This window comes from Pseudomonas sp. PDM13 (assembly GCF_025685765.1).
Lineage (GTDB): Bacteria > Pseudomonadota > Gammaproteobacteria > Pseudomonadales > Pseudomonadaceae > Metapseudomonas > Metapseudomonas solani.
The window spans coordinates 69,211-89,895 of the sequence record NZ_JAOTQU010000005.1 but is presented as its reverse complement, the minus strand read 5'-3'; the positions used below and the strand labels follow the sequence as shown (position 1 = coordinate 89,895).

The window sequence follows — 20,685 nt, the reverse complement described above, 5'->3', positions numbered from 1 at the left end:
TCCAGCCCGGCGAGGCGCCTGCGCCGCTCTATGCACGGGTCAAGCAGATGATCTGCCGGCAGATCGACGAGGGCACCTGGCCGCCGCACCATCGCGTGCCCTCCGAGAGCGAGCTGGTCAACGAGCTGGGCGTCAGCCGCATGACCGTCAACCGCGCCCTGCGCGAGCTGACCGCCGAGGGCTACCTGGTGCGCATGCAGGGCGTCGGCACCTTCGTCGCCGAGCCCAAGGGCCAGGCGGCGCTGTTCGAGGTGCACAACATCGCCGAGGAGATCGCCGCGCGGGGCCATGCGCACCGCTGCGAAGTGATCGCACTGGGCGAGGAGCTGGCCGGCTCCGAGCGTGCCCTGGCGCTGGATGTGCGCGAGGGGCAGCGGGTGTTCCATTCGCTCATCGTGCATTACGAGAACGAGGTGCCGGTGCAGATCGAGGACCGCTACGTCAACGCGGCGGTGGCGCCGGACTACCTCAAGCAGGACTTCACCCAGCAGACCCCTTACGCCTACCTGTCCCAGGTAGCGCCGCTCACCGAGGGCGAGCACGTGGTCGAGGCGATCCTCGCCGACGCCGACGAATGCCGCCTGCTGCTGATCGAGCGCAGCGAACCCTGCCTGCTGATCCGCCGCCGCACCTGGTCGGGCCGCAATACCGTCACCAGCGCGCGCCTGCTCTACCCGGGCTCGCGCTACCGCCTCGAAGGGCGGTTCGGCTCATGAGCCTGCCCCGCGTGCTGCGCGCCGCCGACTACCCGCGCATGCCGTGGAAGAACGGCGCCGGTTCCACCCAGGAGATCCTCCGCGACGGCGGCGCCGACCTCGACGGTTTCGGCTGGCGCCTGTCCATCGCCGATGTCGGCCAGCCCGGGCCCTTTTCCGCCTTCACCGGTTACCAGCGCGTCATCACCGTGCTGGAGGGCGCCGGCATGCGCCTGGTAGTGGACGACGTCCCGTCCCGCGAGCTGACGGCCGGTGACGCCTTCGCCTTCGACGGCGGCAGCCGCGTGCAGTGCGAACTGCTGGGCGGCGCCATCCGCGACTTCAACCTCATCTATGCCCCGCAGCGCTTCGCCGCCCGCCTGCAGTGGCAGCGCGTCAACGGGCCGCTGCGCCTGTTCAGCGCTGCCGACACCCTGTTGCTGTTCAGCGCCGGCGAAGGGCTGGAAGTGCGCCTGGACGGGGGCGAGACACTGCACCTCGGTCGCCATGACTGCCTGCACCTGGAAGGCAATGGCACGCTGCGCGAGCTGGTGCTCGATGCGCTGGCCGTGGTGGATTGCTGCCTGATCGAGCTGCAACCGCGCTGATCCCCTTGGTTGAACTCGGTGCCCTAGGTTGGCGCCGAGCACCGCGAGGCCCAACGGCGTAGCGTTTGGCTTCGCTGCATGAGGCTCCGCGCTCCAGCGGAACGCCGCCCGGCCCAACCTGCGTTTCCTTCCCCTGTTTCCCCGCCGCGTTACCGAATGCCCCATTCCCGTGCGCAGAAGGGGGCTCTTTGCCCCAGGAAAGCCACCCGGTAACAGGTCGGCTACCTTCCTTGCGGTCCACCGCCGAACATTTTGCGTTTGCTCTGGGCCCCGCCATTCGCGGCGTACAGCGGCTCCTTGCGATGCAGTGAGGCGCGCTTCTCCGAACTGGCCTTTCACTTGCATATGCTTGTATGTACAAGTTTATATGTGTGTAGATATCCCGGGGTACGATCCCATCCATCTGCACTCCACGCCTCCCAGGAGCCTGCCATGACCAAATTTCGTGATGTCGAGATCCGCGCCCCTCGCGGTACCCAGCTCAACGCCAAGAGCTGGCTGACCGAAGCGCCGCTGCGCATGCTGATGAACAACCTGGACCCGGAAGTGGCCGAGAACCCCAAGGAGCTGGTGGTGTACGGCGGTATCGGTCGTGCTGCGCGCAACTGGAAGTGCTACGACGCCATCGTCCGCACTCTCAAGGAGCTGAACGAGGACGAGACCCTGCTGGTGCAGTCCGGCAAGCCGGTCGGGGTGTTCAAGACCCACGCCAACGCCCCGCGGGTGCTGATCGCCAACTCCAACCTGGTGCCCCACTGGGCGACCTGGGAACACTTCAACGAGCTGGACGCCAAGGGCCTGGCCATGTACGGCCAGATGACCGCCGGCAGCTGGATCTACATCGGCAGCCAGGGCATCGTCCAGGGCACCTATGAAACCTTCGTCGAGGCCGGCCGCCAGCACTACGACGGCAAGCTCGCCGGTCGCTGGGTGCTCACCGCCGGCCTCGGCGGCATGGGCGGCGCCCAGCCCCTGGCGGCGACCCTGGCCGGCGCCTGCTCGCTGAACATCGAATGCCAGCAGAGCCGCATCGACTTCCGCCTGAAGACCCGCTACGTCGACGAGCAGGCCAAGGACCTCGACGACGCCCTGGCGCGCATCGCCAAGTACACCGCCGAAGGCCGCGCCATCTCCATCGCCCTGCACGGCAACGCCGCCGAGATTCTCCCCGAGCTGGTGCGCCGTGGCGTGCGCCCGGACATGGTCACCGACCAGACCAGCGCCCACGACCCGCTCAACGGCTACCTGCCGGCCGGCTGGACCTGGGAGGAGTACCGCGACCGCGCGCAGAGCGAACCCGCTGCCGTGGTCAAGGCCGCCAAGCAGTCCATGGCCGTGCACGTGCAGGCCATGCTCGACTTCCAGAAGCAGGGCATCCCCACCTTCGACTACGGCAACAACATCCGCCAGATGGCCAAGGAAGAAGGCGTGGCCAATGCCTTCGACTTCCCCGGCTTCGTCCCGGCCTATATCCGCCCGCTGTTCTGCCGCGGCGTCGGTCCGTTCCGCTGGGCGGCGCTCTCCGGTGATCCGCAGGACATCTACAAGACCGACGCCAAGGTGAAGGAGCTGATTCCCGACGACGCCCACCTGCACCGCTGGCTGGACATGGCCCGCGAACGCATCGCCTTCCAGGGCCTGCCGGCGCGCATCTGCTGGGTCGGCCTGGGCCAGCGCGCCAAGCTGGGCCTGGCGTTCAACGAGATGGTGCGCAGCGGCGAGCTGTCGGCGCCCATCGTCATCGGTCGCGACCACCTCGATTCCGGCTCGGTCTCCAGCCCCAACCGCGAGACCGAAGCCATGCAGGACGGCTCCGACGCCGTGTCCGACTGGCCGCTGCTCAATGCCCTGCTGAACACCGCCAGCGGTGCCACCTGGGTGTCGCTGCACCATGGCGGCGGCGTGGGCATGGGCTTCTCCCAGCATTCGGGGATGGTCATCGTCTGCGACGGCACCGATGAGGCCGCCGCGCGCATCGCCCGCGTGCTGACCAACGATCCGGGCACCGGCGTGATGCGCCATGCCGACGCCGGCTACTCCATCGCCATCGACTGCGCCCGCGAGCAGGGCCTCAACCTGCCGATGATCGGCAAGGGGGAATGAGCATGTTCGACCTCCATCTGCACCCCGGCCAACTGACCCTGGCGCAACTGCGCCAGGTGCATCTCGGGCCGGTACGCGTGAGCCTGGACAGCAGCGCCGATGCGCCCATCGAGGCCAGCGTCGCCTGCGTCGAGCGCATCATCGCCGAGGACCGCACCGCTTACGGCATCAACACCGGCTTCGGCCTGCTGGCCTCCACCCGCATCGCCCGCGAGGACCTGGAGAAGCTGCAGCGCTCCCTGGTGCTGTCCCACGCCGCCGGTGTCGGCGAGCCGCTGGACGACGCCCTGGTGCGGATGATCATGCTGCTCAAGGTCAACAGCCTGGCCCGTGGTTTCTCCGGCATCCGCCGCAAGGTGATCGACGCGCTGATCGCGCTTATCAATGCCGAGGTCTACCCGCACATTCCGCTCAAGGGGTCGGTGGGCGCCTCCGGCGACCTCGCGCCCCTGGCGCACATGTCCCTGCTGCTGCTCGGCGAGAGCCGCGCGCGCCACAAGGGCCAGTGGCTGCCGGCCGCCGAGGCCCTGGCCATCGCCGGGCTGGAGCCGCTGACCCTGGCCGCCAAGGAGGGCCTGGCCCTGCTCAACGGCACCCAGGCGTCCACCGCCTATGCGCTGCGCGGGCTGTTCGAGGCCGAGGACCTGTTCGCCGCCGCCACCGTCTGCGGCGGCCTCAGCGTCGAGGCCATGCTCGGTTCGCGGGCGCCCTTCGATGCGCGCATCCATGCCGCCCGTGGCCAGCGCGGGCAGATCGACGTCGCCGCCGCCTACCGCGCGCTGCTCACCGACAGCAGCGAAGTGGCCCGCTCCCATGCCCAGTGCGACAAGGTGCAGGACCCTTACTCCCTGCGCTGCCAGCCCCAGGTGATGGGCGCCTGCCTGACCCAGATGCGCCAGGCCGCCGAGGTGCTGGAGGTGGAGGCCAACGCCGTTTCCGACAACCCGCTGGTGTTCGCCGAGCAGGGCGACGTGGTGTCCGGCGGCAACTTCCACGCCGAGCCGGTGGCCCTGGTCGCCGACAACCTGGCCCTGGCCATTGCCGAGATCGGCTCGCTCTCCGAGCGGCGCATCTCGCTGATGATGGACAAGCACATGTCGCAGCTGCCGCCCTTCCTGGTGGCCAATGGCGGGGTCAACTCGGGCTTCATGATCGCCCAGGTCACCGCCGCCGCCCTGGCCAGCGACAACAAGGCCCTGGCGCACCCCCACAGCGTCGACAGCCTGCCCACCTCGGCCAACCAGGAAGACCACGTCTCCATGGCACCCAACGCCGGCAAGCGCCTCTGGGCCATGGCCGAGAACGTGCGCGGCATCCTCGCCGTCGAATGGCTGGGCGCCTGCCAGGGCCTGGATTTCCGCGAGGGGTTGAAGAGTTCGCCGAAGCTGGAGGAAGCCCGTGCGCTGCTGCGCGGCCAGGTCCCGTACTACCAGGAGGACCGATTCTTCGCTCCCGACATCGAGGCCGCCAGCGTGCTGCTGGCCAGCGGTTGCCTCAATGAACTGATCCCGGGAGGGCTGCTGCCGAGCCTTTGAGGCCGGCACCCCGACCACCCGTCATGCCGGGCGGCGCTTGCGATGGAGGCGCCGGAGCCGCCCACCACCCCAAGAACAAGGAGAATAAGGGAATGACTGTACAGACCAGCCTGCGCCGGGGCCTCAACGCCCGGCACATACGCTTCATGGCACTGGGCTCGGCCATCGGCACGGGCCTGTTCTATGGTTCGGCGTCGGCCATCCAGATGGCTGGGCCGGCCGTGCTCATGGCCTACCTGATGGCCGGGGCAGCGGTGTACATGGTGATGCGCGCCCTTGGGGAGATGGCGGTGCGCGAGCCGGTATCGGGCTCTTTCGGCCAGTACGCGAGCAGCTACATCGGCCCGCTGGCGGGCTTCCTCACCGGTTGGACCTACACCTTCGAGATGATCATCGTCTGCCTGGCCGACGTGACCGCCTTCGGCATCTACATGAGCTTCTGGTTCCCCGAGGTGCCGCGCTGGATCTGGGTGCTGTCGATCATCTTCTTCATCGGCGCCCTCAACCTGTGCAGCGTGCGGGTGTTCGGCGAGCTGGAGTTCTGGCTGTCGCTGCTCAAGGTCTCGGCCATCGTTGCCATGATCCTCGGCGGCTTCGGCATCCTCCTGTTCGGTTTCGGCATGGCCGAGGCCACCCATGCTGCCAGTGTCGCCAACCTCTGGAGCCACGGTGGCTTCATGCCCAACGGCCTGGGCGGGTTGATCGCCTCCTTCGCGGTGGTGGTGTTCGCCTTCGGCGGCATCGAGATCATCGGCATCACCGCCGGTGAGGCGCAGGACCCGCGTCGCACCATTCCCAAGGCGATCAACGCGGTGCCGCTGCGCATCCTGCTGTTCTACGTGCTGACCCTGTTCGTGTTGATGTCGATCTTCCCCTGGCCGCAGATCGGTACCCAGGGCAGTCCCTTCGTGCAGATATTCGACAGCCTGGGCATCACTTCGGCCGCGACCCTGCTCAACCTGGTGGTGATCTCGGCGGCGGTCTCGGCGATCAACAGCGACATATTCGGTGCCGGTCGCATGCTCTTCGGCATGGCCCAGCAGGGCCAGGCACCCTCGGGCTTCGCCCGCGTCTCGCGCCATGGCGTGCCCTGGATGACGGTGCTGGTAATGGCCGCTGCGCTGTTGCTGGGTGTGTTGCTGAACTACCTGATCCCGGAGAACGTGTTCCTGCTGGTGGCCTCCATCGCCACCTTCGCCACCGTCTGGGTGTGGCTGATGATCCTCCTGGCCCAGGTCGGCATGCGTCGCCGTCTCGGCCGCGAAGAAGTAGCGGCGCTGGCTTTCCCTGTGCCGTTCTGGCCACTGGGGCCGGCCTGCGCCATCGCCTTCATGCTGTTCGTCTTCGGCGTGCTTGGCTGGTTCCCGAAGACCCAGGTCGCGCTGCTGGTGGGCGCGGTGTGGATCGCCCTGCTGGTCATCGCCTGGTTCATCTGGGTGCGGCCGGGCGTTGGTGAGGGGCGGCAGGAGGTGCCGTCCGTGTTGAGTCTGGATGACTGAGTGGTCGTACGCGGGATGAGCGGGGCGCCTGGGCGTACCCGCCATTCACGAGAATTCGTCGTCGCCGACGTACGGGAACCGGCTCTGGCCGGTTCCCTGCCCGGAAGCCGATGGCCTGCCCTCCGGGCATTTGCTCTGCCTTAACCCTTACCAAGTTCAAGGAGCGTCGGAACATGCGATTCAACAAGAAAATGCTGGGCCTGGTGTGTGCCGTGGGACTGCTGGCCGGCCACGGGACCGCCCAGGCCGAAGGCTGGTGCGAAGGTGGCAAGACGGTGAAGTTCGCCGGCCTCAACTGGGAGAGCGGCATGCTGCTCACCGACCTGCTGCAGGTGATCCTCAAGGAAGGCTACGGCTGCGAGACCGACAGCCTGCCGGGCAACTCCATCACCATGGAGCAGGCTCTGGGCAACAACGACATCCAGATCTTCGCTGAGGAGTGGATCGGCCGCAGCGACGCCTGGAACAAGGCCGAGAAGGCCGGCAAGGTGGTGGGCGTGGGCGCACCGATCGTCGGTGCCGTGGAAGGCTGGTACGTGCCGCGCTACCTGGTGGAGGGCGACGCCAAGCGCGGCCTGGAAGCCAAGGCGCCGACACTCAAGGCCATCGCCGACCTGGGCCAGTACGCCGAGCTGTTCCGCGACCCGGAGGAGCCGTCCAAGGGCCGCTTCTACAACTGCCCGGCCGGCTGGACCTGCGAGCTGGAAAACAGCGAGATGCTCAAGGACTACGGCCTCGAAGACAAATTCACCAACTTCCGCCCAGGCACCGGCCCGGCGCTGGATGCCGCGGTGCTGTCCAGCTACCGCCGTGGCGAGCCTATCCTCTTCTACTACTGGTCGCCGACGCCGCTGATGGGCCAGGCCGACCTGGTGAAGCTGGACGAGAAGCCCGGCGTCGACAAGCGCGTGACCATCCAGGTGGGCCTGTCGAAGGTCTTCCACGACGAGGCGCCCGAACTGGTGGAGATGCTCAAGAAGGTCAACCTGCCCATCGACCTGCTGAACCAGAACCTGGCACGCATGGCCAAGGAGAAGATCGCCTCGGACAAGCTGGCCAAGGCCTTCCTCAAGGAGCACCCGGAGGTCTGGCACGCCTGGGTCAGCGAGGATGCGGCGAAGAAGGTCGACGCCTCGCTCTGACCGCCTGAAACCGCCAGCCGCATCCACCCATCCGGAGAGAGCACCCCATGTTTCCCGAACGCTTCACATTTTCCATCGCTGACTGGGTCAACCGCTGGGTCGATGCGCTGGTGACCAACTACGGGGATGTGTTCCGGCACATCTCCGACACCCTGCTGTGGGCCATCGTCAACCTGGAGTGGCTGCTGCGTGCCACGCCCTGGTGGCTGATGCTGGCGCTGGTGGCAGGCATCGCCTGGCACGCCACCCGCCGCGTGCTGCCGACCCTGGTGATCACCGGCCTGCTGTTCCTGGTGGGCGCGGTGGGGCTCTGGGACAAGCTCATGCAGACCCTGGCGCTGATGCTGGTGGCCACCTTCATCTCGGTGCTGATCGGCATCCCGCTGGGCATCCTCTCGGCGCGCAGCAATCGCCTGCGGGCGCTGCTGATGCCGCTGCTGGACATCATGCAGACCATGCCCAGCTTCGTGTACCTGATCCCGGTGCTGATGCTCTTCGGCCTGGGCAAGGTGCCGGCCATCTTTGCCACGGTGATCTACGCCGCACCGCCGCTGATCCGCCTCACCGACTTGGGCATCCGCCAGGTGGACGGCGAGGTGATGGAGGCGGTCAACGCCTTTGGCGCCAACCGCTGGCAGCAACTGTTCGGCGTGCAACTGCCGCTGGCGCTGCCGAGCATCATGGCCGGGGTCAACCAGACCACCATGATGGCGCTGTCGATGGTGGTGATCGCCTCCATGATCGGCGCCCGTGGCCTGGGCGAGGACGTGCTCATCGGCATCCAGACGCTCAACGTCGGCCGGGGCCTGGAGGCGGGCCTGGCCATCGTCATCCTCGCCGTGGTCTTCGACCGCATCACCCAGGCCTATGGCCGCTCCCGCCACGAGGCCAGCAAATGAGCAAGATCCAGGTGAAGAACGTCTACAAGATCTTCGGCCCGCGCGCGGAAGAGGCCATGGGGCTGATCCGCCAGGGGCGCAGCAAGGCCGAGGTGCTGGCCGCCACCGGCTGCGTGGTGGGGGTCAACGACCTGTCGCTGTCCATCGAGGCGGGGGAAATCTTCGTCATCATGGGGCTGTCCGGCTCGGGCAAGTCCACCCTGGTGCGCCACTTCAACCGCCTGATCGACCCCACCAGCGGCGAGATCCTGGTGGATGACGAGGACATCCTGCGCTACGACATGCAGGCCCTGCGCGACTTCCGTCGGCGCAAGATCAGCATGGTGTTCCAGAGCTTCGGCCTGCTGCCGCACAAGAGCGTGCTGGACAACGTCGCCTACGGCCTCAAGGTGCGCGGCGAGAGCAAGGCGCAGTGCCAGGAGCGCGCCCAGCACTGGATCACCACGGTCGGCCTGGCCGGCTACGAGAAGTCCTACCCGCACCAGCTGTCCGGCGGCATGCGCCAGCGCGTGGGCCTGGCCCGGGCGCTGGCGGCGGACACCGACATCATCCTCATGGACGAAGCCTTCAGCGCCCTCGACCCGCTGATCCGCGCCGACATGCAGGACCAGTTGCTGGAGCTGCAGAAGGGCCTGAACAAGACCATCGTCTTCATCACCCACGACCTCGATGAGGCGGTGCGCATCGGCAACCGCATCGCCATCCTCAAGGACGGCCAGCTGATCCAGGTCGGCGCGCCCCGTGAAATCCTCCACCAGCCCGCTGACGACTACGTCGACCGTTTCGTCCAGCGCCGCGTGGCCAACCTGTGAGGGCGGCATGGATACCGTGAAGACCAGCAGCACCACCCTCGAAACCACCGTCTTCGGCAACGGCCCGCTGCGCTGGCGCGACGTGGTCGATGTGGCCCGTGGCGGCCGGCGCCTGGAGCTGGCCCCGGCGGCCTGGGCGCGCATCGACAACGCCCACGCCATCGTTCGCCGCATCGTCGAGAGTGGCGAGCGCGCCTATGGCATCAGCACCGGCCTGGGGGCGCTGAGCGACATCCTGCTGGAGGGCGACCAACTCGCCGCGCTGTCGCGCAACACCCTGCTCAGCCACGCCTGCGGCGTCGGCCCGGTGCTGGAGGACGAACAGACCCGCGCCATCATCTGCTGCGCCATCGCCAACTACAGCCAGGGCAAGTCCGGCCTGCAGCCGCAGGTGGTGGAAGGGCTGCTCAACCTGCTCAACCGCGGCATCACCCCGCGCGTGCCGTCCCAGGGCTCGGTGGGCTACCTGACCCACATGGCCCATGTCGGCATCGCCCTGCTGGGCGTCGGCGAGGTGAGCCATCGCGGCGCCGTGGTACCGGCCGCCCAGGCGCTGGCCGCCGAGGGGCTGCAACCGCTGCAGCTGGGGGCCAAGGACGGGCTCTGCCTGGTCAACGGCCTGCCCTGCATGACCGGCCTGGCCTGCCTGGCACTGGCCGACCTGGAGCACCTGCTGCGCTGGGCCGACGTGATCGGCGCCATGAGCTTCGAGGCCCTGCGCGGCCAGCTCGCCGCCTTCGACCCCGCGATACTCGAACTCAAGCCGCACCCGGGCATGCAGACGGTCGGCGCCAACCTGCGCGCGCTGCTCGCCGGCAGCGAAGTGATCGCCGCCAGCCAGGGCCTGCGCACCCAGGACGCCCTGAGCATCCGCTCGATTCCCCAGGTGCACGGCGCCTGCCGCGACCAGTTCGACCACGCCGCGCGCCAGGTGGAGACCGAGCTCAATTCCGCCAACGACAACCCGCTGGTGCTGGGCACGCCGGACCACTATCGGGTGATCTCCCAGGCCAACCCCCACGGCGAGTCCGTGGCCATGGCCGCCGACCTGCTGGCCATAGCCGTGGCCGAGCTGGGCGGTATCGCCGAGCGGCGCCTGGATCGCCTGGTCAACCCGCTGGTCAGCGGCCTGCCGGCCTTCCTCGTCAGCCGCCCCGGGGTCAACTCGGGGATGATGATCCTGCAGTACGTGGCCGCCGCCCTGGCCGGCGAGAACCGCCACCTGGCGCAACCGGCGGTGGTGGACAACTTCGTCACCTCCGGCCTGCAGGAAGACCACCTCAGCCTGGGCACCAGTGCCGCGCTCAAGCTCGGCCGCGCCCTGGGCAACTGCCGGCAGATACTGGCCATCGAGTACCTGCTGGCTGCCCAGGCCCAGGAGTTCCTCGGCGAGCTGGCCACTGGCGCCGGCACTGCTGCCGCCCGTGCGTTGCTGCGTGAGCGGGTGCCGGCCTACGAGGAGGATCGCTGGCTGGCCCCCGACATCGGTTCGGCCGTGGCGCTGCTGCGCGACGGGCCGGCCCTGGAAACGGTTTCCACACGGACAGGAGGATTGCAATGAAGAGGTTCTGGCACGGCTGCCGTCTCGCCACCCTGCAGGGCGGGCGCTACTCGATGATCGAGGACGGGGCCCTGCTCACCGACGGCGAGCTGATCCGCTGGGTCGGTCCGCTGGCCGAGGCGCCCGACACCACGGGCGCCGAGCGCATCGACCTGGGCGGTGCCTGGGTCACCCCGGGGCTGATCGACTGCCACACCCACCTGGTGTTCGGCGGCGACCGCAGCGCCGAGTTCGAACAGCGCCTGGAGGGTGTCAGCTACGCCGAGATCGCCGCCAAGGGCGGTGGCATCGCCAGCACCGTGCGCGCCACCCGCGAGGCCAGCGAGGATGAGCTGCTGGCCAGCGCGGTGGCGCGCGCCCGGCAGTTGCTGCGTGACGGGGTCACCACCCTGGAGGTGAAGTCCGGCTACGGCCTGGACCTGGCCAGCGAGCGCAAGATGCTGCGGGTCGCCCGGCGCCTCGCCGAAGTGCTGCCGCTGACGGTGACCACCACCTGTCTCGCCGCCCATGCGCTGCCGCCGGAATACGCCGGGCGCGCCGATGACTACATCGACCTGGTATGCACCGAGATCCTGCCGCAACTGGCCGGTGAAGGCCTGGTGGATGCGGTGGATGCCTTCTGCGAGCACCTGGCCTTTTCCCCGACCCAGGTCGAGCGGGTGTTCCAGGCCGCACGCGGGCTGGGCCTGCCGGTCAAGCTGCACGCCGAGCAGCTGTCGTCGCTGCACGGCTCCAGCCTGGCGGCGCGCTATGGCGCGCTGTCGGCCGACCACCTGGAGTACATGACCGAAGAAGACGCCATCGCCATGGCCGCTGCCGGCACCGTCGCCGTGCTGCTGCCCGGCGCCTTCTACCTGCTGCGCGAGACCCAGCTGCCACCCATCGAGGCCCTGCGCCGCCACGGCGTGGCCATGGCGGTGGCCAGCGACCTCAACCCCGGCACCTCACCGGCGCTGTCGCTGCGCCTGATGCTCAACATGGCCTGCACCTCGTTCCGCCTGACTCCGGAAGAGGCCCTGGCCGGCGTCACCCTAAACGCCGCCCGCGCCCTGGGCCTGGCCGAGCGTTGCGGCAGCCTGGAGGCGGGCAAGCTCGCCGACTTCGTCGCCTGGGACATCGAGCGCCCGGCGCAACTGGCCTATTGGCTCGGCGGCGACCTGCCCAAGCGGGTGGTTCGCCACGGACAGGAGATCGACCTTGGATAACGTCCTCGACTTCACCCCCGGCCGTGTGCCGCTGCTGATCAGCATGCCGCACCCCGGCACCCGCCTGACCCCGGCGGTGGAGGCCGGCCTGGTCGACGGCGCACGTTCGCTGATCGACACCGACTGGCATATCCCGCTGCTCTACGACTTCGCCGCCGAGCTGGGTGCCGGGTTGCTGGCCGCCAACTACTCGCGCTACGTCATCGACCTCAACCGCCCGGCGGACGACAAGCCGCTCTACGCCACCGCCACCACCGGGCTGTTCCCCGACGTGATGTTCGATGGCCAGCCGCTGTTCCGCGACGGCGCGGAGCCTTCGGCCGAGGAGCGTGCCGGCTACCTGGAAGGCATCTGGGGGCCCTATCACGGGCATATCGCCGAGGAGCTGGCGCGTCTGAAGCGCGAGTTCGGCTATGCGCTGCTGTTCGACGCCCATTCGATCCGCGCCTTCATCCCGCGCCTGTTCGACGGCCACCTGCCGGATTTCAACCTGGGCACCAACGCCGGCGCCAGCTGCGACCCGGGCCTGGCGGATGCGCTGGTAAGCGTCTGTGCCCGCGCCGAGGGCTACAGCCACGTGCTCAATGGCCGCTTCAAGGGCGGCCACATCACCCGCCATTACGGCCAGCCGGACCAGCACATCCACGCCGTGCAGCTGGAACTGGCCCAGCGCACCTACATGAACGAAGTGGAACCCTTCGCCTTCCGCGAAGACCTCGCCGTGCCCACCCGCAAGGTCATCCGCCAACTGCTGCTGGCGATGCTCGCCTGGGGGCGGGAGCGGTACGGGAAATAGTTGCGCTCCGGGGGCCGCTGCGCGGCCCTTGGGCGAGTGAATTCGCCCCTACAGGGGCGTGCGTTGAAGGGCCTTCGTAGGATGGGAAGAGCGCAGCGAATCCCATCGATGGCCGGGGTGGCACTCTCGTAGGGTGGGCCGGGCGGCGCTCCGCTTCAGCCCACCGGTCGCCTTTTCGCGAATGAATTCGCTCCCACAGGAGCTGTGCCGGGCTAGGTCTGCAAACCGAGATGGCGGATGGTGGGCAGGGTGGGCGCGATGCGGTCCCAGGTGTCGTCCAGCAGCTCGGCGGGGTAGAAGGGCAGGGCGGCCAGTTCTTCGCGGCTGATCCAGGCCAGCTCGCGGATGTCGAATTCGTCGCCGCCCAGGCCCTTGAGGTTGGCCAGGGTGGGTTCGCCGTGGCGGGCGTCGATGCGGTAGAACAGCTCCATATGGAAGCGGCCCATGGCCGGTTCGGCGAACTCGCGAACGTAGACCAGCGGGCCGACTTCCACCACCAGCCCGGTCTCTTCGAAGAATTCGCGCTTCACCGTGTCGCGGGTGCAGGCATCGGTATCCGATTCGAAGCCGCCGCCCGGTAGTATCCAGTAGGTGTCGTCGCCGACCACGTGCTTGACCAGCAGGATGCGCCCGGCCTCCACCAGCAGGCCGGCGGCGCGGATGCGGTGTTGCAGCTTGGGGGCTATTCCCAGGTGAGCCGTGCCAGTTTCCATTCGCCGTCCTCCAGCCACCATTCGAGCTTCACGGCGTAGTGCCGCGCGGCGTCGGGGAGCAACCCCTCGGCGCCGGCCAGCCCCACCTGGGCCTCGGTGTAGCCCTTGGTACTGTAGGTCGGGTCGATGCGGTTGGCCTTGCCCAGGGCCAGGATGCGCACATTCTTGTGCCGCAGGAACAACAGCGTCATGGTGCGTTTGGCCCATTCACGGTCGAACTCCTGCTGGGCGCTGAACTGCGGGTGCAACTGGTCGATCACCGCGCTGGTCTTCTTCGCTTCGAGGTTGTCCTGCAGCTGCTGTACCGCTGCATCCAGCGCAGCGGCGGGATCGTCGCGGCCACACCCGGTGAGCGCGACTAGAATCAATGCGATCGCGAAAATCATCTTCCCAGGTGACATGCCTAACTCCCTTTTCCTCGTTATGATGCCCTGCAGGACAGGTGGCGGAGACCCGCAAGGGGTCGAGCTTACGCAGAGTATCGGAGCCCAGAATGCAGACTTTGTTTCCGGAGATTAAGCCCTACGCCCGTCACGAGCTGGCGGTGGACGAACCGCATGTGCTCTACGTCGACGAGAGCGGTTCGCCCGACGGCCTGCCGGTGGTGTTCATCCATGGTGGCCCGGGCTCCGGGTGCGACGCCCTGAGTCGCCGCTTCTTCGACCCCAACCTGTACCGCATCGTCACCTTCGACCAGCGCGGCTGTGGCCGTTCGACGCCCCATGCCAGCCTGGAGAAGAACACCACCTGGGACCTGGTGGCCGACCTGGAATGCATCCGCGAGCACCTGGGCATCGACAAGTGGGTACTGTTCGGTGGCTCCTGGGGTTCGACCCTGTCCCTGGCCTATGCCCAGGCACACCCGGAACGCGTGCAGGCGCTGATCCTGCGTGGCATCTTCCTCTGCCGCCCCCAGGAGATCACCTGGTTCTATCAGGCGGGTGGCGCCAGCCGCCTGTTCCCCGACTACTGGGAAGACTACGTCGCGCCGATCCCGGCCGACGAGCAGGGCGACCTGCTGCAGGCCTTCCACAAGCGCCTGACCGGCAGCGACCAGATCGCCCAGATGCACGCCGCCAAGGCCTGGTCCACCTGGGAAGGCCGCACCGCCACCCTGCGCCCCAGCGGCCCGGTGGTGGAGCGCTTCAGCGAGCCGATGCGCGCGCTGTCCATCTCCCGCATCGAGTGCCACTACTTCGTCAACGATGCCTTCCTCGAGCCCAACCAGCTGCTGCGCGACATGCACAAGATCGCCCACCTGCCGGGCATCATCGTGCACGGCCGCTACGACGTGATCTGCCCGCTGGACAATGCCTGGGCACTGCACCAGGCCTGGCCCAACAGCGAGCTGCAGATCGTCCGTGATGCCGGCCACGCCGCGTCCGAGCCGGGCATCACCGACGCACTGGTGCGCGCCACCGACCAGATCGCCCGCCGCCTGCTGGACCTGCCGCCGGAAGAAGAGGCCTGATGAAGGGCTTGCTGCAACGGGTCTCCGCGGCCCGCGTGGACGTCGCTGGCGAAACCGTCGGTGCCATCGACCAGGGCCTGCTGGTGCTGGTGGGCGTCGAGCCCCAGGACAGCCAGGCCAGCGCCGACAAGCTGCTGCACAAGCTGCTCAATTACCGCGTGTTCGCCGATGCCGAGGGCAAGATGAACCTCTCCCTCGGCGCGGTGGGGGGCGGCCTGTTGCTGGTGTCCCAGTTCACCCTGGCCGCCGACACCCGCAGCGGCCTGCGCCCGAGCTTTTCCAGTGCCGCCCCGCCCGCCCTGGGCGAGGAATTGTTCGACTACCTGGTGGCGCAGGCGCGCCTCAAGCACCCCAAGGTGGCGACCGGCCGCTTCGGCGCCGACATGCAGGTGCACCTGGTGAATGACGGCCCGGTCACCTTCCTCCTGGAAAGCTAGGCCCCAGGCTCCACCCGTCCGATTCTGGCGTACTTCTTGCCTCTGACTCGCCATCCACGGCGCGGGCGGTTAGCATCTGCCGCCTGCCCGTCGTCCGTGGGCTGCCAACAATAAAACGATCTGCCCCATCAGGAGTAAGAATGAAGAAGCTTCTCGCATCCCTGTTGCTCTCCGCCTGTGCCGTCACCGGCCTGGCCCACGCTGGCGTCGTCGATGATGCGGTCAAGCGCGGCACCCTGCGCGTTGGCATGGACCCGACCTACATGCCCTTCGAAATGACCAACAAGCGTGGCGAGATCATCGGCTTCGAAGTCGACCTGCTCAAGGCCATGTCCAAGGCGATGGGCGTCAAGCTGGAACTGGTTTCCACCAGCTACGACGGCATCATCCCGGCGCTGCTGACCGACAAGTTCGACATGATCGGCTCCGGCATGACCCTGACCCAGGAGCGCAACCTGCGCCTCAACTTCTCCGAGCCCTTCATCGTGGTCGGCCAGACCCTGCTGATCCGCAAGGAGCTGGAAGGCAAGATCAAGTCCTACAAGGACCTGAACGACGCCCAGTACCGCATCACCTCGAAGATCGGCACCACCGGCGAGATGGTCGCCAAGAAGCTGATCGCCAAGGCCAAGTACAACGGCTTCGACAACGAGCAGGAAGCGGTGATGGACGTGGTCAACGGCAAGGCCGACGCCTTCATCTACGACGCCCCCTACAACGTGGTTGCGGTGAACAAGGCCGGCGCCGGCAAGCTGGTGTACCTGGAAGAGCCCTTCACCTACGAGCCCCTGGCCTTCGGCCTGAAGAAGGGTGACTACGACAGCATCAACTGGATCAACAACTGGCTGCATCAGATCCAGAAGGACGGCACCTACGATCGCATCCATGCCAAGTGGTTCAAGAACACCGCCTGGCTGAAGGATATGGAGTAACCGCAGCCGCGAGCCCCGACGCTCACGCTGCAGACGGCAGGTTCCGGCTCACGAGGCCGGGCCTGCCTTTTTGCCTTCTATGGCCTCCCGCCATGAAAGAGATAGCCCGTGACTAGAAAACAACGTCGCACCTGGCCCTGGCACGTACTGACCGGCCTGATCCTGGTCGTGGTCGCCTACGGCCTCTGGTATTCAACCTCCCTGATTTCGTACGAGTGGCGCTGGAACCGCGTGCCGCAGTACTTCGCCTACCACGCCGAAGAAGCCCAGCGCGCCGCCGAGTACGCGCGGGTCGATGCCATCGCCGAGGAGGGCGCCAACGCCCGGGTGACGCTGGTCAACGATGCCGGCGAGGAACAGCAGCTGGTCATCGCCAAGGACAGCCTGCAGGTCTCCCAGGGCGATGACGTCGCCGAGGGCGATGTGGTCGGCGTGACCCGCCACTGGGCCGCCGGGCCGCTGCTCTGGGGCCTCTGGACCACCCTGTGGATATCCGTCCTCTCCGGTGCCTTCGGCCTGGCCATCGGCCTGTTCACCGGCCTCTGCCGGTTGTCGCCGAACCCCACCCTACGCGACCTCTCCACCGTCTATGTCGAGCTGGTGCGCGGCACGCCGCTGCTGGTGCAGATCTTCATCTTCTATTTCTTCATCGGCACCGTGCTCGATCTGTCCCGCGAGTTCGCCGGGGTGGCGGCGCTGGCGCTGTTCACCGGCGCCTACGTCGGCGAGATCGTTCGTGCCGGCGTGCAGTCCATCGCCCGTGGGCAGAACGAGGCGGCGCGCTCCCTCGGCCTGTCCTCCGGGCAGTCGATGCGCCACGTGATCCTGCCCCAGGCCTTCAAGCGCGTGCTGCCGCCCCTGGCCGGGCAGTTCATCAGCCTGGTCAAGGACACCTCGCTGGTGTCGGTCATCGCCATCACCGAACTGACCAAGAGTGGTCGCGAGGCGATCACCACCTCCTTCTCGACCTTCGAGATCTGGTTCTGCGTCGCCGCCCTGTACCTCGTGATCAACCTGCCCCTGTCGCAGATCGCCAACCGCCTGGAACGGAGGCTTGCGCAAAGTGATTGAAGTCCGTGAGCTGATAAAAGTCTTCGATGCCCGTGGCCATGAAGTGCGCGCGGTGGACAATGTCACCACCCAGGTGGCCCGTGGCGAAGTGGTGGTGGTGATCGGTCCGTCCGGTTCCGGCAAGTCCACCTTCCTGCGTTGCCTCAATGGCCTGGAAGAGCTGGATTCCGGCTCGGTGAGCATCGACGGCGTCGACCTCGCCAACCCGAAGACCGACGTGAACGCCTACCGCCGCGAAGTGGGCATGGTGTTCCAGCACTTCAACCTCTTCCCCCACATGACAGTGCTGGAGAACCTCTGCCTGGCGCAGAAGATCGTGCGCAAGCGCGGCAAGGCCGAGCGCGAGGAGAAGGCCCGGGCCCTGCTGGCCAAGGTCGGCATCTCGCAGAAGGTCGACGAGTACCCCTCGCGCCTCTCCGGTGGCCAGCAGCAGCGCGTGGCCATCGCCCGTGCCCTGTGCATGGAGCCCAAGGTGATGCTCTTCGACGAGCCCACCTCGGCGCTGGACCCGGAAATGGTCGGCGAGGTGCTGGACGTGATGAAGCAGCTGGCCGTCGAGGGCATGACCATGGTCTGCGTCACCCACGAGATGGGCTTCGCCCGCGAAGTGGCCGACCGCGTGCTGTTCTTCGACCACGGCAAGCTGCTGGAGGACGCGCCGCCGGCGCAGTTCTTCGACCAGCCACAGGACCCGCGCGCGCAATCCTTCCTGCGCCAGGTGCTGTAACGAAAAAAGGGCCGCGATGCGGCCCTTTTTCATGGGTGGCGTTACCCGGGCGACACCCGGGCAACCCCACACAGGCTTACCAGTTGTAGCTCACCTTGGCGGTGAGCTCGCGGCCCGGGTTGTAGTAGTCCGCCGTACCGGAACCCACCACGTGCTGTTCGTCGAGCAGGTTGCTGACGTTGAGCGCCAGGTCGGTGCCCTTGGCGAGCTTGTAGTTGAGCGCCGCATCGAACAGCGTGGTGCCGTCGCTCTGGCCGCTGTTGGCCGCGTCGAAGTAGTAGGCGCCGATGTAGCGCGCACCGAGACCGACGCTGACGTCCGTGCCCGGCAGGCTGTAGTAGCTCCACAGCGATGCCGAGTGCTTGGGCGCGGTGACCAGTTCATTGCCCTTGAGCGAGGTACCGTTGCGCAGCGTGCCGCGAACCACCTCGCTGTCCATGTAGGAGTAGCCACCCACCAGGCTCAGGTTTTCGGTCAGTTCCGCCTTGGCTTCCAGGTCGAGGCCGCGCACGCGCGACTCACCCACGGTCTCCCGCTCGATGGCGCCGCTCGGCTGCACCACGGCAATGGTGATGTCTTCCTGGGTCAGGTCATAGATCGCGGCCGAGAACAGCGCGTTTATCGCTAGCGGCGAGTACTTCACGCCGATCTCGTACTGCTTGCCGCGTTCAGGCGTGGTGCCGACCACCGGCGGGGCCACGGACTCCACCATGCTGACGTAGGTGGAGACTTCGTCGGTGACCATGTAGGTCAGGGCGCCGCGGAAGGAGTTCTCCGAGTAGCTGTCCGAGGACTTGACCCCGGCGATGTTGGTGCTGGAAACGTCCATCGAGTCGTTGCGCATGCCCGCCGTCACGATGAAGCGCTCGTAGAACGACAGGTTCTGCTGCAGGAAGACGGACTTGATGGTGTTGTCCTGATCGTTGGCGCTGTAGGGCGCAACGCCGGACGGCACCCCGGTGTGGACCGGGTTGGCGATATCGATGGGGCTCGTCAGGGCATAGACCGAGCTGTCCTCGGTGGAGGCGTCGAGGTATTCCAGGCCGACGATGGTGCTGCTGTCGAGGTTCTCGAAGCGGGCGTCGTATTGCAGCATCAGGTTGCCGTTGAGCTGCTCGGACTCCTTGTCCGTGCCGAACAGGTAGCGGTTGACCGTGGTGCCCGTCCGCGCGGCGGAGTCACTGATGTAGACGTAGCCGAAGTCGTCGGTCAGGTCGCTGTGGCGCAGGTTGCTGCGCAACACGAAACCGTTGTCGAAGTCGTGGGTGAAGGTGCCGCTGATGCTGGTGCGCTCGACGTCGTGGAAGTTGTAGCTCGGCTCGCCGAAGAACTCGTCGCGATCGTATTCCTTGTCCAGCGGGTAGCCGCCGCTGTTGGGCGTGCTGTCCTGGCGCAGATGGTCCACCACCAGGGTGGCGGAGGTGAAGGCGGTCGGCGCCCAGGTCAGGCCCCCCATCAGGAAGTTGTTGTCGTCCTGGGAGTGGTCGTACTCGCGGTCGCTGTCCTGGAACTTGCCGGTGAAGCGATAGGCCAGGGTCTGGTCGTCGTTCGCATCGCCCATGTCCAGGCCGGACTCGACATGGTCGAACGAGCCGTAGGTCACATAGCCCTGGCCGAACTGGCTGAAGCGCGGCTGCTTGGTCACGAAGTTCACCGAGCCGCCCGGGTCTGCCGGGCCGAACAGCGTGGAGTTGGCGCCCCGCAGGATTTCCACGCGCTCATAGGCGAAGGGCTCTTCGCGTACGCCGCGCATCGAGCCCAGGGTCAGGCCGTCGCGGTAGGTGGTGGCCTGGAAGCCGCGGATGTTGAAGTAGTCGTTGCGGTCGTCGGTGCCGTAGTAGTCGGTGATCACGCCCGGGGTGTATTGCAGGATTTCTTCGGTAGTACTGGCGCTGCGCTGCTCGATTTCCTTCTGCGTCACGACGGAGACGGAAGCCGGTGTATTGAGGATGCTGGTCGCCACCTTGCCGCCGACCCAGAGCTCCTGGGCCACGATCGAACTGGAGGTTTCGTCGACCTTGGCCTGGCTGTTCACCAGGATGGGCGAGAGGCGGAACGCTTCCTCGGCAGGGGCCATCTGCAAGCCATAGCTGCCGTCGTCCTGCTGGACCGCCTCCAGGCCCGAGCCCGAAAGCAGCATGGCCAGGCCGGCCGGTACCGAGTAGTTGCCCTTCAGGCCCGGGCTGGTCACACCTTCGGCCAGGCTGCCGGCACCCACCAGGTACACGCCCGCCTCATGGGAGAAACGCGTGAGGGCGCTGGCCAGCGGGCCGGCGGGGATGTCGTAGCTGCGCACGGAGGCGGTCGCGGCGCTGTCCTCGGCCAGGGCGACCGGCGACCAGCTTGCCAGGCTCAGGGCGCCGCCCAGCAGCGCCAGGTGAAGCGCCAGGGTCAACGGACGCAGGGCGAAAACGTGTGCAGCAACACCCGGGCGGGCAGCGCGCTGGTGACGGCGATGGGGCATGGACAGCGTTCCTCT

At 67.3% G+C, this 20,685-nt stretch carries 19 protein-coding genes; 16 read left to right on the top strand and 3 right to left on the bottom strand.

All coding sequences use genetic code 11. The features are described from left to right. Positions 1-47 precede the first annotated feature (47 nt). From hutC to hutG, 11 genes are all read left to right on the top strand, one after another. On the top strand, positions 48-716 hold the full coding sequence (hutC, locus tag OEJ36_RS07260; protein WP_263401055.1) for a histidine utilization repressor: 669 nt from the start codon (positions 48-50) through the stop codon (positions 714-716). Continuing rightward, on the top strand, positions 713-1,303 hold the full coding sequence (locus OEJ36_RS07255; protein ID WP_263400928.1) for a HutD family protein: 591 nt from the start codon (positions 713-715) through the stop codon (positions 1,301-1,303). The genes hutC and OEJ36_RS07255 overlap by 4 nt, the downstream gene beginning before the upstream one ends. A gap of 432 nt (positions 1,304-1,735) precedes the next feature. After that, positions 1,736-3,406, top strand: a complete 1,671-nt coding sequence (gene hutU, locus OEJ36_RS07250; protein WP_263400927.1) for a urocanate hydratase — start codon at positions 1,736-1,738, stop codon at positions 3,404-3,406. A gap of 2 nt (positions 3,407-3,408) precedes the next feature. Beyond that, complete coding sequence (gene hutH / locus OEJ36_RS07245) at positions 3,409-4,941, top strand: histidine ammonia-lyase (RefSeq protein ID WP_263400926.1); 1,533 nt, start codon at positions 3,409-3,411, stop codon at positions 4,939-4,941. A gap of 92 nt (positions 4,942-5,033) precedes the next feature. Further along, complete coding sequence (locus OEJ36_RS07240; RefSeq protein WP_263400925.1) at positions 5,034-6,440, top strand: amino acid permease; 1,407 nt, start codon at positions 5,034-5,036, stop codon at positions 6,438-6,440. Positions 6,441-6,613: 173 nt separating this feature from the next. Further along, complete coding sequence (locus tag OEJ36_RS07235) at positions 6,614-7,582, top strand: ABC transporter substrate-binding protein (RefSeq protein ID WP_263400924.1); 969 nt, start codon at positions 6,614-6,616, stop codon at positions 7,580-7,582. Between the two features lie 47 nt (positions 7,583-7,629). Then, the gene (locus tag OEJ36_RS07230; RefSeq protein WP_043240618.1) at positions 7,630-8,481 is read left to right on the top strand and encodes an ABC transporter permease; all 852 of its coding nucleotides are present in this window, start codon (positions 7,630-7,632) and stop codon (positions 8,479-8,481) included. Beyond that, positions 8,478-9,293, top strand: coding sequence for a glycine betaine/L-proline ABC transporter ATP-binding protein (locus OEJ36_RS07225; protein ID WP_052351259.1), 816 nt, complete (start codon positions 8,478-8,480; stop codon positions 9,291-9,293). The genes OEJ36_RS07230 and OEJ36_RS07225 overlap by 4 nt, the downstream gene beginning before the upstream one ends. Positions 9,294-9,300: 7 nt before the next feature. Beyond that, positions 9,301-10,854 (top strand): histidine ammonia-lyase, encoded by a 1,554-nt coding sequence (gene hutH / locus OEJ36_RS07220; RefSeq protein ID WP_263400923.1) that lies wholly within the window; start codon positions 9,301-9,303, stop codon positions 10,852-10,854. Then, complete coding sequence (hutI, locus tag OEJ36_RS07215) at positions 10,851-12,059, top strand: imidazolonepropionase (RefSeq protein WP_263400922.1); 1,209 nt, start codon at positions 10,851-10,853, stop codon at positions 12,057-12,059. Before hutH (OEJ36_RS07220) ends, hutI begins: the two co-directional genes overlap by 4 nt. Then, positions 12,052-12,855: an N-formylglutamate deformylase gene (gene hutG / locus OEJ36_RS07210; protein ID WP_263400921.1), complete on the top strand. Its 804-nt coding sequence runs from the start codon at positions 12,052-12,054 to the stop codon at positions 12,853-12,855. The genes hutI and hutG overlap by 8 nt, the downstream gene beginning before the upstream one ends. 212 nt (positions 12,856-13,067) lie before the next feature. Here hutG and OEJ36_RS07205 read toward each other — a convergent pair whose 3' ends face one another. Then, positions 13,068-13,541 (bottom strand): NUDIX domain-containing protein, encoded by a 474-nt coding sequence (locus OEJ36_RS07205; RefSeq protein ID WP_263401054.1) that lies wholly within the window; start codon positions 13,539-13,541, stop codon positions 13,068-13,070. Continuing rightward, positions 13,538-13,969: a hypothetical protein gene (locus OEJ36_RS07200; RefSeq protein ID WP_031288443.1), complete on the bottom strand. Its 432-nt coding sequence runs from the start codon at positions 13,967-13,969 to the stop codon at positions 13,538-13,540. Before OEJ36_RS07200 ends, OEJ36_RS07205 begins: the two co-directional genes overlap by 4 nt. 92 nt (positions 13,970-14,061) lie before the next feature. On the opposite strand from OEJ36_RS07200, the gene pip reads away from it, so the two are divergent. The 5 genes from pip to OEJ36_RS07175 all read left to right on the top strand — a co-directional run bounded on the left by pip (position 14,062) and on the right by OEJ36_RS07175 (position 18,206). Continuing rightward, positions 14,062-15,039, top strand: coding sequence for a prolyl aminopeptidase (pip, locus tag OEJ36_RS07195; protein WP_184489700.1), 978 nt, complete (start codon positions 14,062-14,064; stop codon positions 15,037-15,039). Continuing rightward, positions 15,039-15,476, top strand: coding sequence for a D-aminoacyl-tRNA deacylase (dtd, locus tag OEJ36_RS07190; RefSeq protein ID WP_263400920.1), 438 nt, complete (start codon positions 15,039-15,041; stop codon positions 15,474-15,476). The genes pip and dtd overlap by 1 nt, the downstream gene beginning before the upstream one ends. 140 nt (positions 15,477-15,616) lie before the next feature. Continuing rightward, positions 15,617-16,408 carry a transporter substrate-binding domain-containing protein gene (locus OEJ36_RS07185; RefSeq protein ID WP_021221376.1) on the top strand — a complete coding sequence of 264 codons (792 nt, stop codon included), beginning with the start codon at positions 15,617-15,619 and terminating at the stop codon, positions 16,406-16,408. A gap of 108 nt (positions 16,409-16,516) precedes the next feature. After that, entirely contained in the window at positions 16,517-17,479 is a 963-nt protein-coding gene (locus OEJ36_RS07180; RefSeq protein WP_043240630.1) for an amino acid ABC transporter permease, read from the top strand. After that, on the top strand, positions 17,472-18,206 hold the full coding sequence (locus OEJ36_RS07175; RefSeq protein WP_263401053.1) for an amino acid ABC transporter ATP-binding protein: 735 nt from the start codon (positions 17,472-17,474) through the stop codon (positions 18,204-18,206). The genes OEJ36_RS07180 and OEJ36_RS07175 overlap by 8 nt, the downstream gene beginning before the upstream one ends. A gap of 76 nt (positions 18,207-18,282) precedes the next feature. On the opposite strand, the gene OEJ36_RS07170 is transcribed toward OEJ36_RS07175, so the two are convergent. Beyond that, positions 18,283-20,670 carry a TonB-dependent siderophore receptor gene (locus tag OEJ36_RS07170; protein WP_263400919.1) on the bottom strand — a complete coding sequence of 796 codons (2,388 nt, stop codon included), beginning with the start codon at positions 20,668-20,670 and terminating at the stop codon, positions 18,283-18,285. Positions 20,671-20,685 lie beyond the last annotated feature (15 nt).

Coding starts and splice junctions, on each gene's coding strand:
- hutC (WP_263401055.1), top strand. CDS start 48: ATGATCTGCCGGCAGATCGACGAGGGCACCTGGCCGCCGCACCATCGC.
- OEJ36_RS07255 (WP_263400928.1), top strand. CDS start 713: ATGAGCCTGCCCCGCGTGCTGCGCGCCGCCGACTACCCGCGCATGCCG.
- hutU (WP_263400927.1), top strand. CDS start 1,736: ATGACCAAATTTCGTGATGTCGAGATCCGCGCCCCTCGCGGTACCCAG.
- hutH (WP_263400926.1), top strand. CDS start 3,409: ATGTTCGACCTCCATCTGCACCCCGGCCAACTGACCCTGGCGCAACTG.
- OEJ36_RS07240 (WP_263400925.1), top strand. CDS start 5,034: ATGACTGTACAGACCAGCCTGCGCCGGGGCCTCAACGCCCGGCACATA.
- OEJ36_RS07235 (WP_263400924.1), top strand. CDS start 6,614: ATGCGATTCAACAAGAAAATGCTGGGCCTGGTGTGTGCCGTGGGACTG.
- OEJ36_RS07230 (WP_043240618.1), top strand. CDS start 7,630: ATGTTTCCCGAACGCTTCACATTTTCCATCGCTGACTGGGTCAACCGC.
- OEJ36_RS07225 (WP_052351259.1), top strand. CDS start 8,478: ATGAGCAAGATCCAGGTGAAGAACGTCTACAAGATCTTCGGCCCGCGC.
- hutH (WP_263400923.1), top strand. CDS start 9,301: ATGGATACCGTGAAGACCAGCAGCACCACCCTCGAAACCACCGTCTTC.
- hutI (WP_263400922.1), top strand. CDS start 10,851: ATGAAGAGGTTCTGGCACGGCTGCCGTCTCGCCACCCTGCAGGGCGGG.
- OEJ36_RS07200 (WP_031288443.1), bottom strand. CDS start 13,969: ATGTCACCTGGGAAGATGATTTTCGCGATCGCATTGATTCTAGTCGCG.
- pip (WP_184489700.1), top strand. CDS start 14,062: ATGCAGACTTTGTTTCCGGAGATTAAGCCCTACGCCCGTCACGAGCTG.
- dtd (WP_263400920.1), top strand. CDS start 15,039: ATGAAGGGCTTGCTGCAACGGGTCTCCGCGGCCCGCGTGGACGTCGCT.
- OEJ36_RS07185 (WP_021221376.1), top strand. CDS start 15,617: ATGAAGAAGCTTCTCGCATCCCTGTTGCTCTCCGCCTGTGCCGTCACC.
- OEJ36_RS07170 (WP_263400919.1), bottom strand. CDS start 20,670: ATGCCCCATCGCCGTCACCAGCGCGCTGCCCGCCCGGGTGTTGCTGCA.